General features: G+C 58.2%; 18 protein-coding genes. 8 read left to right on the top strand and 10 right to left on the bottom strand.

The features are described from left to right. Positions 1–13: 13 nt before the first annotated feature. Positions 14–892 carry an N-acyl homoserine lactonase family protein gene (locus AO064_RS04365; RefSeq protein WP_064052528.1) on the top strand — a complete coding sequence of 293 codons (879 nt, stop codon included), beginning with the start codon at positions 14–16 and terminating at the stop codon, positions 890–892. 65 nt (positions 893–957) lie between these two features. Here the strand turns inward: AO064_RS04365 and AO064_RS04370 are convergent, their stop codons facing one another. Beyond that, entirely contained in the window at positions 958–1,596 is a 639-nt protein-coding gene (locus AO064_RS04370; protein ID WP_064052529.1) for a TetR/AcrR family transcriptional regulator, read from the bottom strand. Between the two features lie 129 nt (positions 1,597–1,725). Continuing rightward, positions 1,726–2,040 (bottom strand): helix-turn-helix domain-containing protein, encoded by a 315-nt coding sequence (locus AO064_RS04375; protein ID WP_064052530.1) that lies wholly within the window; start codon positions 2,038–2,040, stop codon positions 1,726–1,728. Positions 2,041–2,146: 106 nt separating this feature from the next. On the opposite strand from AO064_RS04375, the gene AO064_RS04380 reads away from it, so the two are divergent. The 4 genes from AO064_RS04380 to AO064_RS04395 all read left to right on the top strand — a co-directional run bounded on the left by AO064_RS04380 (position 2,147) and on the right by AO064_RS04395 (position 6,099). Next, positions 2,147–2,728 (top strand): TetR/AcrR family transcriptional regulator, encoded by a 582-nt coding sequence (locus AO064_RS04380; RefSeq protein ID WP_064052531.1) that lies wholly within the window; start codon positions 2,147–2,149, stop codon positions 2,726–2,728. Between the two features lie 51 nt (positions 2,729–2,779). Further along, entirely contained in the window at positions 2,780–3,883 is a 1,104-nt protein-coding gene (locus tag AO064_RS04385) for an alkene reductase (RefSeq protein ID WP_064052532.1), read from the top strand. A gap of 70 nt (positions 3,884–3,953) precedes the next feature. After that, positions 3,954–4,697: an SDR family oxidoreductase gene (locus tag AO064_RS04390; protein WP_010656559.1), complete on the top strand. Its 744-nt coding sequence runs from the start codon at positions 3,954–3,956 to the stop codon at positions 4,695–4,697. 106 nt (positions 4,698–4,803) lie between these two features. After that, positions 4,804–6,099, top strand: coding sequence for an NAD(P)/FAD-dependent oxidoreductase (locus AO064_RS04395; protein ID WP_064052533.1), 1,296 nt, complete (start codon positions 4,804–4,806; stop codon positions 6,097–6,099). Between the two features lie 49 nt (positions 6,100–6,148). On the opposite strand, the gene AO064_RS04400 is transcribed toward AO064_RS04395, so the two are convergent. From AO064_RS04400 to AO064_RS04425, 6 genes are read right to left on the bottom strand one after another with little or no spacing between them, the layout of a single operon-like run. After that, the gene (locus AO064_RS04400) at positions 6,149–7,183 is read right to left on the bottom strand and encodes an aldo/keto reductase (protein ID WP_064052534.1); all 1,035 of its coding nucleotides are present in this window, start codon (positions 7,181–7,183) and stop codon (positions 6,149–6,151) included. After that, positions 7,183–7,770: a flavin reductase family protein gene (locus tag AO064_RS04405; RefSeq protein WP_064052535.1), complete on the bottom strand. Its 588-nt coding sequence runs from the start codon at positions 7,768–7,770 to the stop codon at positions 7,183–7,185. The genes AO064_RS04400 and AO064_RS04405 overlap by 1 nt, the downstream gene beginning before the upstream one ends. A gap of 56 nt (positions 7,771–7,826) precedes the next feature. Next, a complete protein-coding gene (locus tag AO064_RS04410; protein WP_064052536.1) occupies positions 7,827–8,276 on the bottom strand; it encodes an SRPBCC family protein in 450 nt (149 codons plus the stop codon). A 44-nt stretch (positions 8,277–8,320) separates the two neighbouring features. Then, on the bottom strand, positions 8,321–8,707 hold the full coding sequence (locus AO064_RS04415) for a nuclear transport factor 2 family protein (RefSeq protein WP_064052537.1): 387 nt from the start codon (positions 8,705–8,707) through the stop codon (positions 8,321–8,323). Positions 8,708–8,763: 56 nt separating this feature from the next. Further along, positions 8,764–9,147, bottom strand: coding sequence for a nuclear transport factor 2 family protein (locus AO064_RS04420; RefSeq protein WP_064052538.1), 384 nt, complete (start codon positions 9,145–9,147; stop codon positions 8,764–8,766). A 10-nt stretch (positions 9,148–9,157) separates the two neighbouring features. Then, entirely contained in the window at positions 9,158–9,796 is a 639-nt protein-coding gene (locus AO064_RS04425; protein ID WP_244159481.1) for a TVP38/TMEM64 family protein, read from the bottom strand. Between the two features lie 183 nt (positions 9,797–9,979). Between AO064_RS04425 and AO064_RS04430 the strand changes: the two genes are divergently transcribed. From AO064_RS04430 to AO064_RS04440, 3 genes are all read left to right on the top strand, one after another. Further along, complete coding sequence (locus AO064_RS04430) at positions 9,980–10,852, top strand: sugar phosphate isomerase/epimerase family protein (protein WP_208602889.1); 873 nt, start codon at positions 9,980–9,982, stop codon at positions 10,850–10,852. A gap of 9 nt (positions 10,853–10,861) precedes the next feature. Then, a complete protein-coding gene (locus AO064_RS04435; protein ID WP_064052540.1) occupies positions 10,862–11,839 on the top strand; it encodes an LLM class oxidoreductase in 978 nt (325 codons plus the stop codon). Between the two features lie 68 nt (positions 11,840–11,907). After that, entirely contained in the window at positions 11,908–12,909 is a 1,002-nt protein-coding gene (locus AO064_RS04440) for a zinc-dependent alcohol dehydrogenase family protein (RefSeq protein WP_064052541.1), read from the top strand. Positions 12,910–12,984: 75 nt separating this feature from the next. On the opposite strand, the gene AO064_RS04445 is transcribed toward AO064_RS04440, so the two are convergent. Together AO064_RS04445 and AO064_RS04450 are read right to left on the bottom strand one after the other, a co-directional pair. Further along, on the bottom strand, positions 12,985–13,377 hold the full coding sequence (locus AO064_RS04445; protein WP_064052542.1) for a carboxymuconolactone decarboxylase family protein: 393 nt from the start codon (positions 13,375–13,377) through the stop codon (positions 12,985–12,987). A gap of 28 nt (positions 13,378–13,405) precedes the next feature. Further along, the gene (locus tag AO064_RS04450) at positions 13,406–15,073 is read right to left on the bottom strand and encodes an MFS transporter (protein WP_064052543.1); all 1,668 of its coding nucleotides are present in this window, start codon (positions 15,071–15,073) and stop codon (positions 13,406–13,408) included. Between the last annotated feature and the right edge of the window lie 9 nt (positions 15,074–15,082).

The raw sequence follows: 15,082 nt of genomic DNA on the forward strand, positions 1-15,082 counted from the left end.
GAAGGATAGGAAAATGTCGAATTACTCAATCTGGATGCTCGAATACGCATGGGTACCTGATGCCGCTGAGAGCTCTCTGGTGTACGGGAAGCACAATGCTGGAACCGCAAAGCTCCCTTATTGCTACACGTTGCTAAAAGGCCAGGGGCGTACCATCCTCCTGGACTGCGGGCTCAACAACGCGTCCCACGGTGCCGAATTCGTCAATCGCTTTAATGTCCAGAATTGGTTCGGGCCGCAAGATGTCTTGGCTGAAGTGGGGTGTAAGCCGGAAGAGGTGACGGACGTGGTCCTCACTCATGCGCACTTTGATCACATGGGAGGGCTGGAGCTTTTCCCCAATGCAACCTTCTACATTCAGCAGGAAGAGTTAGCCTCCTGGGTTTCGATCATGGCAATGGAGCGCCGGTTTCGCTGGTTGCTCACCGCAACTGACACCGGTGACATGATCTACGCCGTGCAGTTGGCGCGTGAAGGCAGAATGCGTGGGCTCAAGGGGGATATTGAAGATCTGTTCCCGGGTGTTGATGTGCGCCTGGCGAAAGACACCCACACTGCTGCGTCGCAGTACATTGTTATCAGGAACGATAACAAGCCGCAAAGTGCCGATGTGTTCGTCTATACCGGTGATTTGGTTTACCGCCATGAGAATCTTCATGGCGGCAACCCGGCCGATCCCTTTTATCTTCCGGTAGGGCTGGCATTCGGAAGTCAGACCAATTTAATCATGACCTCCGATGAAATAATGAAAACGGTCGGCGGAGAGATGTCGCGGGTGCTTGCTCCCCATGAAACAGAAATGGCCAATCTGTACCCAAGCCGGGTCACGAAGAACGGGCATTATATTGTCGAGGTGGCGTTGGGGGAGGGGCAGCAGTCGTTCGTGAATTGAATCACGGAGATCGCCAGGAGGGTGCAGTGCTTCCAGCACCCTCCATTGTCAGAGGTCGTCCGCGCCTATGCGGGCTCTACGAGGGCAGGAGCAAGCATGGCTACCGCTGTGGCGCCTATGCCTTGGAGGTCTTCACGGCTGGCAGCGTCATGCGCTTGCAGCGACATGCCTTCGAGCAGGGTATTCAAGGCAGAGGCGAGCAGGCGGGTATTGGTGTCGTGGCGCAGTTGCCTGTCCGCAACCGCGCGGTCCAACCGTTGCTGCAGGTAGTCACGGCCCTCTTGGCGCAAGGCCTTGAGGGTGGCGGTGACTTCTCCGGCATCGTCGGAGACATTGACGGCCGCGAGTACGACCATGCAGCCACAGGGGGCCTCGGGTTCGGTCAGGATCGACGCTGAGGTGTGGAAGAAGTCGCTGATGGCGCGCACGATGTCCGGCTCGGTGTCCATGCGCTCCCACGTGGCATCCCAGAAGGTCGCTTCGTAGTAGGCAACCGCTTCCAGAAACAACTTGGCTTTGTTGCCAAACGCCGCATACAGGCTGGGAGGGCTGATACTCATGGCTGAACACAATTCCGCCACAGAGGCCGGCTCGTAGCCACGCTTCCAAAACACTGCAAGCGCATGCAGCAGAGCCTGGTCGCGGTCGAACGCGCGCGGGCGGCCTTTTGCGCGTGGAACAGGGGTTGGGGCGGGGTCGGTCATTGAGTGCAGCACCTTGGGGCGTATCGCCAGACAGCATGCCTGGAATAGATTTCTCCCCTAATGATACACAAAATGAACTTTTCGGTTGCGCAGCATAATGTTGAGATTTCAGGTCTACCGTGACGCGTGTCAAAAGGGCGGTACGGTGTATCGCTCAAGTACATGGCCAATACCGCTCAATAGCGGTATCACATGCTGCGCAATATCATCGGCGACTGCGGTGGGCACCATCTCTGCGTTTCGGCGAAAAAACAGTGGGTCCTGAAAAATCAGCCTGAGCTTGGACAGGCTGTTGCTGACCGCGGGCTGTCCAATGTTCAAGCGCTCGGACGCCCTGGTGACACTTTTTTCCTGATAAAGCGCAGCGAAGATCACCAGGCAATTGAGGTTGAATTGCGCAAGGCACTCGGTATTGAACGTTGACGTGGGGGGAGGGGTGTTCATGAGCGTGACCCTGTCATTTGTCTTCGTTCGCCGTTGGTCGTAGAACGTGAGGCTATTCTAAAATCTACTAGACGACCGGTCTAGTTTTAATTAGAGTGGCTGCATTATGAAAAAGCATCATTCTGAAACACGCCAACACATCCTGGATGTCGCCAGGACGTTGATGACTCACAAAGGCTACACCAGCGTAGGGTTAGCTGAGGTGGTAGCGGCTGCGAGCGTGCCGAAAGGTTCGTTCTACCACTACTTCAAATCCAAGGAAGAATTTGGTCAGGCATTGCTTGAACAGTATTTTTCCGACTACCTCGCAACAGTCGACACGCTGTTGATGGGCTCTGCACCCGCCGCGCAAAGGTTGCTGAGTTACTTCCAGTATTGGGCGCAGACCCAGTGCTCTGATTTGCCTACCGACAAGTGCCTGGTGGTCAAGTTGGGTGCCGAGGTCTGTGATCTCTCGGAGGGCATGCGCCTGGTGCTCGACCGAGGCACGCAGACTATCCACGCAAAGCTTGAGCGCTGTATTGAGCAGGGGCTTGTCGATGGCTCGATCACGTCCACAGCGCCAAGCGCGACGCTTGCGCAATCGCTCTATCAGGTTTGGCTCGGCGCTTCGTTGATGATGAAGATCGGCAAGCGCGACGACGCCTTTGAAGCATCCCTGACGCTGGCAAAGCGACTTTTGTCGTAGCTATTTTTTACTAAATTACTAGACGACCGGTCTATTTAACTGAGGTCTATCATGACAGATAACGCGACTCGTACCGACTTATTCACCCCCATCAGCCTGGGCGCGATGAAACTCGCCAACCGTATTTTGATGGCGCCTGTAACCCGTAGCCGCTATGCCGAAGATGGCATCCCCAACGAGCTGCACGCCGAGTATTACGCTCAACGCGCCACGGCGGGCTTGATCGTCGCCGAGGCCACCAATATTTCCGCGCAAGGCCGCGGTTACGCGGCCACCCCTGGCATCTGGAGCGAGGAGCAGGTTGCGGGCTGGAAGAAAGTGACGGACGCCGTGCATGCCGCCGGCGGCAAGATCGTCAGCCAGCTGTGGCATGTGGGGCGGTTCTCCAGTGTTGAGCTGCAACCTGACGGTGCCGCACCGGTCGCGCCTTCCGCGATCAAGGCCGAAGGCGACACCTATACCACCAACGGCTTCGTCCCGGTGTCGATGCCACGGGCGCTTGAAACCGATGAGATCCCGGGGATCATCGAGCAGTACAAACGTGCTGCCGAGAATGCCAAGCGCGCTGGTTTTGATGGTGTAGAGGTTCACTCGGCCAACAGCTACCTGCTGGACCAGTTCCTGCGGGACTCGACCAACCATCGCACCGACCAGTACGGCGGCTCCATCGAGAACCGTGCGCGCCTCACCCTGGAAGTGACCGAAGCAATCATCAAGATCTGGGGCAACGACCGGGTTGGCATCCGTTTGTCGCCGGTGACGCCTGACGCCGGCAACACGCCGCCCGACAGCAACGTGATGGCGATGTACGGCTACCTGATCCAGCAGTTGAACGCCTTCGACCTGGCGTACCTGCACTTCGTTGAAGGCGCTACCGCCACCTCGCGTGAAGTGCCGGAAGGCGTGGACATGGACGCATTGAGCGCGCAGTTCAACGGGCCCTTCATCGGCAACAACAACTACGACCTGGACATGGCTATCGAGCGCCGCGCCCAAGGCAAGATCGACGCCGTAGCGTTTGGTCGCCTGTTTATCTCCAACCCGGACCTGGTTGAGCGCTTGCGTCGTGGGGCCGAACTGACCATCGCACCGCGCGAGTCGTATTACGGCGGCGGCGCCAAAGGCTACACCGACTGGCCTGTCGGCAACTACTGATCCGCTTATATCCGCGATAACCCCAAAAACTGCCCGCACAGACGGGCAGTCACCAACGAGAGGAACGCCCATGAACTATCTGCAGAATAAAACCGCGATCATCACTGGCGCATCGTCCGGCCTGGGTGCTGCATCGGCACGTGCCTTGTCCGAGAAAGGCGTTCGAATTGTCGCAGCAGCCCTGGACCAGCAAGGCCTGGACGCCATCGTCAGCGAACTGAAAGGCAAGGGCGGTGAAGCGGTAGGTCGCGTCAGCGACGTTACCAACCCTGAGGATATGAAAGCGCTCGCGCAATTCGCCCAGGACTCTTTCGGTTCGGTGGATATCCTGATCAACAACGCAGGCTTGATGCTGTTTTCCAATTGGGTCGACCTGGCCACCGATGATTGGGAAAAGATGATCAACGTGAACATCAAAGGCTACCTGCATGGTATCGCAGCGGTGTTGCCGTTCATGCTGAAACAGAAGTCGGGCCAGATCCTGAATATGGATTCGGTCGCCGGTCACCAGGTCGGACCTGCTGCAGGTATCTACAGCGCCACTAAGTTCTTCGTGCAGGCCATGACTGAGTCGATGCGCAAAGAGCTGGGCGTGCAGCACGGCATCCGTGTCAACACGGTCAGCCCGGGTGTGATTAACACCGGTTGGGCCGATAAAGTCACCGACCCGGCAGGCCGTAAAGCGGCTCAAGAGCTGAATAAAATCGCTATCTCGCCGGACGACATTGGTCGCGCAGTGGTGTATGCACTGAATCAGCCTGAAAACGTCACCGTCAACGACCTGATCATTTCGCCGACCCGCCAGGATTGGTAAGTCATAAGCGTTGAAATCACCCCGCCCAGGCACCGACGCAACGCCGTGTGCCTGGGCGCTACAGGATCCGTCCTGTCTCCCCCTGTAAAAGCAATGAGACCCTTCAATGACACACCGTATTTTGATTGTCGGCGGTGGCGCTGGCGGTCTGGAACTTGCGACGCGTTTGGGCAAGACCCTTGGCAAGCGCGGCACCGCTCACATCACCCTCGTTGACGCCAACCTCACGCACATCTGGAAGCCACTGTTGCATGAAGTCGCGGCGGGCTCACTCAATGCCCACGATGACGAGTTGAACTACGTGGCCCAGGCCAAGTGGAACCACTTCCATTTCCAACTCGGCCGCATGAGCGGCCTGGACCGTGCCGCCAGATCCGTTCGGCTTGCACCTACCCTGGATGGCGCCGGCCGGCAGTTGGTGCCTGAACGTGTTTTGAACTATGACACCCTGGTCATCGCCGTCGGCAGCACCACCAATGATTTTGGCACCGTCGGTGCGGCACAGCACTGCCTGTTCCTCGACACCCGCCAGCAAGCCGAACGCTTCCATCAGCAGTTGCTGAACCACTACCTGCGTGCTCAGGCGCTCGGCGTTGCGGGTGAGAAAATCCGTGTGGCGATCGTCGGTGCCGGCGCAACGGGCGTGGAGCTGGCTGCCGAGTTGCACAACGCTGCCCATGAGCTGGTGGCCTACGGGCTGGATCGCATTCAGCCGCATGACATGCACATCACCTTGATAGAAGCGGGCGACCGAGTGCTGCCAGCGCTGCCCAAGCGCATCAGCGATCCCGTGCACCGCACGCTGGAAAAACTGGGGGTGACCGTGATGACAAACGCTGCCGTCAGTGAGGTTACTGCCGAACACCTTAAAACCCGCAACGGAGAATTGATCGAGGCCAACCTCAAGGTGTGGGCAGCCGGTATTCGTGCGCCGTTCTTCCTCAAGGATATTGATGGCCTGGAGACTAACCCCATCAACCAGCTGAAGGTGCGACCCACGTTGCAAACCACGCTGGACGACAATATTTTTGCGTTCGGTGACTGTGCCGCGTGCCCACAGCCGGGGAGTGAGCAGAATGTGCCGCCGCGCGCTCAGGCCGCTCACCAGCAAGCTTCGATGCTGGTCAAGAGCCTGCAGGCCCGGCTTGAAGGTAAAGCTTTGCCGACTTATGTCTACAAGGACTATGGCTCGCTGGTCTCGCTGTCACGCTTTTCGGCGGTGGGTAACCTGATGGGTAAACTGACGGGCAGTGTGACGCTGGAGGGATGGTTGGCGCGGGTGTTCTATGCATCGCTGTACCGCATGCACCAGGTCGCGCTCTATGGACTGGTGCCTACCGCATTGCTGATGTTGGGTAACCGCCTGGGACGAGGCACCGAGCCTCGGTTGAAACTGCACTAGATCATTCACTGGGAGAGCGCAGCGCCTTGCGGGCTGCGCTCTTGGCGTGTCAGCGCGGGGTTTCGCCAGGCACCGGTGCGTGTTCAGGAATAAGTTTCTGCTGCTTGAGCTGTGCCCAAAATGCGCCGGGGATCCGTGTCGAAAACGCTGCGACGTTCTGCTGAACCTCCGCCACCGACTGAGCGCCGAACACCAGCGCCCGTACAGCTGGGTGGCAGGCGCAAAACTGCAACGCTGCAGCCGACATCGCCACACCATGGTCGGCGCAGATCGACTGTATGACAGCCACGCGCGCTGCGATGTCGGCCGGAACGGCACGATAATCAAACATTGCGTCGGGACGTGCACCCATCGCCAGCACGCCTGAATTGAAGGCGCCTGCCGCGATGATCGAAACGTCGCGACGTTGCAATTCATCAAAATGCCCGTTGAGTGGCTCATGGTTGAGCAGCGTATAACGGCCGGCAATCATCGCACAGTCGAGGGCGAACTCCCGCGCCACCTCCACGACCACTTCGGTTTCATTGACACCCAGGCCAACGGCAGACACCACCCCTGTGCTGCGCAGTTCGTCCAGCGCCTTGAATCCACTCTCACGGATCTGATTCCAATAAACTTCAGCCCGTCGACCATGCCAGGCACGTCCCAGATCGTGCACCAGGAGTACGTCGATACGATCCAGGCCGGAGCGCTCAAGGCTGTGGTCCACCGAGCGCATGAATCCGTCATAGGTATAATCGTACTGATAGTGAGGGTTGTGCAGGAACCATCTTGAGTCCGCCGGGCGCTGGGCAGCCGGGATGTCGCCGGTGTCGAGTACCCGGCCTACTTTGGTGCTGACGACCACATCGTTGCGTATATTCAGTTCGCGTAACGCACGACCCAAGGTGTATTCCGCGCGGCCAGTGCCATACATCGGTGCCGTGTCAAAATAGCGGATACCCGCTTCATGAGCTGACTGCACGATGGCCAGCGCCTGGTCGTAATCGATGTGGGCGTTATAGCCGATCTGCACCGTGCCCAAGCCGACGGCACTGAGTGCCACGTTGGATTGACCGAGCGGGCGTTTCTCGATGGGGTTCATTACGTGTCCTCCTTTGTCGCGACGTCCAACGCTTCTCCGATCGCATAAAAGTGGCCACCTGCGATGTAGTGCAGGCTACGAAAGTCCGGGTGCGCACGCTCAAAGTGCCAATGGCCGTCGCTGAATACCCGTGTGTCGGCCCAGGCAGCGACGACTTCACCGATAAACAGGTCGTAGGTCGACTGGTTGTGCGGTTCGGGCAAAAGTTTGCACGCAAGCCAGGCTGAGCAGCCGGCCACGAATGGCACGTCATGGCCGCTGATACTGAATAGCTCCACGCCGCTATGAGCCAGCTTCTGTGGATCTTCCTGCAGGCTGACGCTGCCGACATCGCGGGTCAATTGCAGCTGTGCCACGGTGGGAACCTGAATCACAAAGAGGCCGCTACGCTCTACCAGTTCGCGGGTTTTGGCGATCTTGTCCAGCACCACAGTGACTTTGGGCGGTGAGAAATCCAATGCACAGGCCCATGCCGCGGCCATCACATTTCGAGTATCCTCGTGTTGAGCAGAAACCAGCACGGTGGGACCGTGGTTGATCAGCCGATAAGCTTTTTCAAGCGGCACTTCGGCAAGGTGGTCGTGCATCGTAACTCCAGAAAAATTGAACCCCGCATCCATTGCTGGAGCGGGGTAGGGCACATTCACGCGGTGGCGGTTTGGTTCAGGTAAACCTGGAGGCTTTCATGACCACCGACAATGAGCGACTCGATGGTCGAGGTCCATTGCCCCTCTGGGTCAGGCTCGCGCGTATCGAAGGTCGCAGACCACAGAATCACGGTTTCGTCCTTGCCAGTCAACGGGATCAGGCGCACGGTCAACACGTAGTTGTCGACGGGCAGTGGCGCTTCAACGAAACGGTAGGAGAACTGCAGATTTACCGCGTCTATCGACAACAACTGCTCGCGCAGAATGGCGCCATCCTGCAACGTCAGCCGACGGATGCAACCGACCAGACCGTCCGGCTGACCGTCTTCGATGACGCTCTGCGGGATCGCCGGGTGCCACTGGCTGATTTTCCCGAAGCGCTTGAGTACATCCCAAACGCGCTCGGCGCCGCCGTCTACAACGGCGCTGTATTCAACTTTTGCCATGATTTATCACCTTAAGAAACAGCATTGCGTTCAGGCCGCTCGGATCAGCCTTCGAACTGGTGATAAACCTTGGCGATCACCTTCCAGGTGCCGTCGATTTTGATCAGTGTCAGGTAATCGTTGTAGTCGGCGCCAATCGCGTCCTTTTCCATGTCCACCCGTACCACGGCGGTGGTTGGGGTGATCGCCAGCACGTCCAGGCGAGTGCTGATATCCGGGGCCTTGCCATTAGTGCGGACGAAGTCGAACAGATTGCTGATCGGGCCGCCCAGCAGTTTGCCGTTGGTGAAGCCGTACATCACCGCTTCCTTGTGGAAGGCCTGCTCCAGCACTTCCGGGCTGCCGGCACGCAGGCCGTCTGCGTATTGCTGGGCCACGGCGACAACGGCGTTGTAGTCCTGGGTGGGTACTGCCTTGATGTTCTTGCTCATGGTCAAACTCCTTTGCAGGGTTTTGGCGCCAATGGGGCGCGGTTCAAGCGGGTGGGTTAAGGAGCAACGTGGGTGTGGTAGATCTTGCTGATGACGGTCCACTTTCCATCAACCTTCAGCAGGTTGAAGAAATCGGTGAAGCAGAAGCCGGAGATGTCATTGGTATCGATACGTGCGCTGGCAGCGGTGCCCACGATATCGACGTTGACGATGGCACCTTTGGCTTCCGGTGACGGCCGGAAGGCGCTGTCGATGATGTCGAACAGACCTTGGATCGGGCCTCCGGTCAGCTTGCCTTCGCCATCTACACCAAAGATGGTGGCCTGCTCGCTGAAGGCAGGTTTCATGATGCTGCTTTTGGCTTGCTTGCCACCTTCGTTGTAGTGGTTCAGCACCGTGACGATGGCGTTGTAGTCTTCGACGTAAGTTGGGTTGCTCATGGTGTTACTCCTAGTTTGAAGAGGGTTGAAGAAGGGCTTGGTTGATTGCTTTGCGTGCATATCGAGCGATGGTCAGTAAGGCGATCAATGCAACGACCAGTCCCGCCCAAGTCATCATTTGAGTCGAGCGATTGGTCGTTACCTCGCCACTGATTATCTGTGTGACATCAGCCGCCAGAGAGCCCAGATACGCATACAGAAATGTTCCAGGGAGCAGGCCGATCCAGGTCGCCAGGAGGAATTCTCGACGGGTGATTCGGCTGGCTCCGAGTCCGTAGCTCAGCGGAGCGAACGGCACGATGGACGCCAGGCGCAAGAGGAAAACAATTCGAAAACCTCCAGACTCGATTGCGCGGTCGACCGCCGCTGATGTGGGGCTGTTCACCAGGCGTCGTTTGACCCAAGGGCGCAGAAGCGATCTGCCCAAGGCGAACGCGACCGCTGCAGACAGCAAACCAGCGGGCGAGATGAGCAGCGTTCCCCACATCGGGCCGTACAAAAAACCGGCGAGCGCCGTGAGCACCGAGGCGGGTACGAAGGCGACCGTGCCCACCACAAATATCGCGGCATACAGCGCAATCCCGACAACGTCTAGCGAGCGAATAATCTCGATCCACTGCGCGATGTGGTGTACGGCGAGGTCTATCACGTTGCCTATCCCATTCATTCGGTCGGTGGGAATGCTTCCCGTCCGGCACATCACTGAAAGCTATTTAGGTAGCGACCGCTACATATTATGTGTATTTTATAGTGATCACTACAGTTAGTGTCAAGACATTTGCTGTCGGTGTTGGTGAAGGCGAAGTGGACGTTCGACGGTGCTTTGCGATCAATGCCTGACGGCCTGCTGGAGAGCACCATGACGCAAAAGTTTTACGCACAGGACACCTGTTTCTACAGCTCCATGGGCACCTACAGTTTTGAGGACCGGTGCGAGATGACTAAGGCGGTGGGTTATGACGCCACCTATCTTTCAATCTGGGAGGGACGCAACTGGGCAGCTGTCCAGCAATTGAGCAGCGTCAAGGAGCGTTACGACCTGGAGGTAGCGGGCATCTATGTGGTGCTCAACCTGCGCCTAGGCGTAGAGGCGGAGCAGAACGCGGGCATCTATCAGATGCTGAAAGTGGCACCGCCAGGCTCCACCGTTGAATTGGCGATTAAAACCGCGGGGGACTTCGCGCGTTCGGATCCTGCGGGCGATGAGCCTGTGGTGCGCTGGTTGGCCGAAGCCTTGTCTATCGCGCAGCAGCGCAATATCCGCATCCTGATCTACTCGCATTTACTGCACTGGAGCGAAAAGCACGACGACGCCCTGCGTATTTGTGAGCGACTCAATCACCCCAATCTGGGGATCGTTTTCTGCGGCTACCACTGGTACGCCGGCGACGGCGAGCGGCTGGGCGCCACGCTCAGGCGGGCGCTGCCTTTTCTCAAGCAAGTGAATCTTTCAGGTTCACGCCGCAGCCCTCTGGGCTGGGGCCAGACCGCGACCATTGAAACCCTCGACCAGGGCGAAATGGACAATTTTGCGGTCATGGCGCTGTTGAAGCGGTTGGGTTACGACGGCTATATCGGTTGGCAAGGATGGGATGAAAGCGGCGATGCCTTTACCAAGCTGCGCAAGTCGCTGGAGGCCCTGCGCAGCATGGACGAGCGCGTGCGCAAATTCCCGCATTGGGCCCGTCACGTCGATCATCAATAAGGAGTTTTTATGTTTTCGTTGTCCAGTACACCGTACCAGGCGTTACCGGGTTTTCGTCGGACCTTCCAGCCTGGGAAACTGACCCTCGGTTTGTTTTTTCCGATAGAGGCTTACGAGGGCGATATGCCCACAATGCGCAACCAGGTCGCGTTGGCTCAGCAGGCGGAAAAGGCCGGTTTTGCCTCCTTATGGTTTCGTGATGTCCCGCTGCGCGATCCGACGTTTGGCGATGTCGGGCAAATCTACGACCCCTGGACTTACCTGGGCTATCTTGCCGGGCAAACCCGGGATATCGCACTGGGAACCGCCGCGATCGTTGTTCCCATTCGTCATCCGCTCCATTTGGCCAAGGCTGCAGCGAGCATCGATCAACTCAGCGGAGGCAGGTTGTTGCTCGGCGTGGCTTCTGGCGACCGTCCGGTGGAATACCCTGCTTTCAATGTGGAATCCCACAGCCGTGGGGAGCGATTCGTCGAGCATCTGGAGGTTATGCGCAAATCCCTCAGCACTCAGTTCGAACCGATTCGCTGGAGCGAGGGCGAGCTGAGGCATGCAGACCTGGTGCCCAAACCCTCAGGCCAATCCATTCCATTACTTATCACCGGCAGTAGTCGCCAGACATTGCAGTGGATCGCCAGGGAAGCCGACGGTTGGATCTCTTACCCGCGCGCCTTGGATAAGCAAAGGGATATCGTTCGCCTCTGGCACGAGACTGTGCGCGAGCAGGCAGGCGATGCCTTCAAGCCATTCAGTCAGTCCCTCTTTATCGACCTGACCCTCGACCCCGATACTGCCCCCACACCTATTCACCAAGGCTTCAGGTTAGGCCGCAATGCACTGCTGGAGATGCTGCACACCCTTCAATCCTTCGGGGTTAACCACGTGATGATCCAGCTCAAATATGGGCAGCGCTCGGCCCCGGAGGTTCTGGACGAATTGGCAGAGTTCATCGTGCCGCAATTTCCCGCGTTGACACGAGGTGTCTAAGCTGCATCAACCATTGTTACTCAAAGGTAAAGACTGTCGTTTTACAAGGCTGTAAACAGGAGAGCGTCATGAGCATACAGACACAGATGCAGGCTCAGGTGTTGAGCGATTATGCCGACGGTACGTTCACCCTGACCCAGGTTGATCGCCCTTTGGCTGGAGCCGGCCAAGTACTTGTCAAGATAGCGGCAAGCGGGGTCAACCCGATTGATTTCATGATTCGCAAGGGGCAGGCGCCCTATGCGATGCCTGAACTTCCCGCGATCCTCGGCACTGACCTCGCCGGCGTGGTGGAAGCCGTGGGCGAGGGTGTCACCGGCTTTAAGGTTGGGGACGCGGTGTATGGGCTGACGGGTGGCGTACGTGGCCTGCAAGGTTCCATGGCTGAGTACGCCGCCGTCGATGCCGACCTGCTGGCGCCCAAACCGAGTAACCTCAGCATGCGCGAAGCCGCTGCGATACCGTTGGTATTCCTGACCGCGTGGGAGGGGCTGATTGACCGTGCTGGCCTGCAATCGGGGCAGTCTGTGCTGGTGCAAGGCGGCGCCGGTGGAGTAGGGCACATGGCGGTACAAATCGCGGTTGCTCATGGCGCCAAGGTGTTCGCCACAGCATCATCCCAGAAGCGCGCAATTGTTGAGTCCTATGGTGCAACGGCCATCGACTACCGCAGCAGTACGGTTGAGCAGTATGTAAAACAGCATACGGGTGGGGCAGGTTTCGATCTGGTTTACGATACCGTCGGCGGTCAGACCCTTGATGATTCGCTGGTAGCCGCTCGCGCCTATGGTCATGTATTGAGTTGCTTTGCGTTCGGCACTCATAACCTGGCGCCAAGCTCGCTGCGGTGCGTGACGGTGTCCGGGATATTCGTATTGTTGCCGATGTTGAGTGGGGAGGGGCGTGCGCATCACGGTGAGATTCTGCGGCATGCCACACGCCTTGCCGAGGCAGGCAGGCTCGTTCCTTTGCTGGATGAGCAGCGCTTCTCCCTGGCAGACGCACACGCCGCGCATACGTTGCAGGAGTCGGGCAAGATGGTTGGGAAGGTGGTTATTGATGTCGTTTGATGGCTGTCGACAGATCGCGGCACTGTAATCACAACAAAAAACGCAGCCCGAGGGCTGCGTTTTGGTGTTCGAGGTTTAACGGCTGTGCTCGGTGTTCCAGGTCTTGATGGCTTCCGTCGCGACCCGGAACGCCGCCAATGCGCTCGGCACACCCGCGTAGATTGCAGCCTGCATCAACGCTGCGCGAATCTCCTCGACGGACACGCCATTGGTCAGCGCGCCCTTCACATGCACGCCCAGCTCATGGTGCTGGTTCATGGCCGTCAGCATGCCGATGTTGAGCAGGCTGCGGGTTTTGAACGGCAAGGTCTCGTCACCCCACACGGCACCCCAGCAATACTCGGTCACCAAGGCTTGCATGGGTTTATTGAAATCGTCTGCCGACGACCAGGACTTCTCAACGTGGGCGGCACCCAGTACGGCTTTGCGATTCTCGAAGCCTTTATCAAACAGTTCGTTATTGCTCATGGTTTCACCTGGCTCAGGGGAGGGGAGGTTAGAGATTGATGTCGATATCGCGCGTCTCGCGCAGGAAAAACAGGCCGACCACAAACGACACGCCGATCCATGCCACCGGATACCACAGGCCGAAGTAGATATTGCCCATCTGTGCTGAAAGGGCGAAGGCGATGGTGGGCAACAGTCCGCCGATCCAGCCGCTGGCAAAGTGGTAGGGGAACGACATGGACGTATAACGAATACGCGCCGGGAACATTTCCACCAGCATGGGCGCGACCGGCGTCAGCGAGATCACGCCGCAAAACACCAACGCCATCAACAGCAGGAAAACTTTGCCGCGCTGGAACTTCTCCGGGTCGGCTTTGAGGGGGTATCCCGCCTGGTCCAATTGGCTCTGCAACGAGGTTTTCAGCGCACCCATGCGGTCCTTGGCGACCGCTGCGTCGAGGCCTACGGTGCCTTCAGAGACCAGCTGTGCCGAACCCACTTTGATCACCGCGTGGGCTTGGCCAGGCAGTGATTGGGTTTCGTAGCTGATGCCGGTTGCGGAGAGGGCCTGCTTGGCGACGTCGCACGGGCTGCTGAAGGTCCGGGTACCGGTCGGATTGAACATGAATGAGCATTGGGAAGTGTCGGTGACCAACGTCACCGGCGTGCGCTGTTCAGCGGCCATCAAGTCAGGGTTGGCGTAGAGCGCCACGCCTTTGTAGATAGGGAAGATGGACAGTGCCGACATCAGGAAACCCGCCAACAGGACGGGTTTGCGTCCGAGGCGATCACACAGCCAGCCGGCCAGCAAAAACATAGGCAGTGCAGTCATCAATGCCAGCGTCAGCGTGGTGTTGGCTTGCTGGGGATCGACCTTGAGGTTCTGGGTCATGAAGAACGTGGGGTACAGCACTGCGATGTAGTAAGCGCAGGTCATGCCGCCACAAATGCCGAACAAGGCGATTACCAGGCGGCGCAGGTTGGCCTTGTCCAGAAAGGTTTCGCGCAGCGGTGATTTCGACAGGCGTTTCTCGGCTTTCATTTTCTTGAACGCCGGCGACTCTTCCATGCCCATGCGCACGGATATCGAGATGCCCAGCAGTACCAGCGAGAACAGGAACGGGATGCGCCAGCCCCAGGTATTAAAGTCGTCGCCGCTGATGTAACGGCACGCCAGGATCACACCGAAAGCCAGCAGCAGCCCCAGGGTGCCGGTGGCCGAGATCCACGCCGTATTGAGGCCGCGCTGGCGATTGGTCGAGTGTTCGGAGACGTAGGTCGCCGCTCCGCCATACTCACCGCCCAGCGCAAGGCCTTGCAGCATCCGCAGTGCGATCAACAGACTGGGGGCCAGGATCCCGGCGTATTCATAGGTGGGCAGCAGGCCCACCGCCACCGTAGAAATACCCATGATCACAATGGTAATGAGGAAGGTCTTTTTGCGCCCGATACGGTCGCCGATACGCCCGAATACCACTGCCCCAACCGGTCGCATCACAAAGCCGACCGCAAAGGTCAGCAACGCGAAGATAAACCCGGTGGCGGTGTCCAGGCCGGAGAAGAAATTAAGCGCGATCACCGACGCCAGCGCGCCATACAGGGTGAATTCGTACCATTCGAACACGGTGCCCAGGGACGCGGCAGCGATTACTTTGAGCGTAGAGCGGTCTACACCTTGGGTGGATTTCAAGTCCACCGACTCAGCAGTCGTTTTCATTTTTTCACA

The organism is Pseudomonas marginalis (assembly GCF_001645105.1).
GTDB lineage: Bacteria > Pseudomonadota > Gammaproteobacteria > Pseudomonadales > Pseudomonadaceae > Aquipseudomonas > Aquipseudomonas petroselini.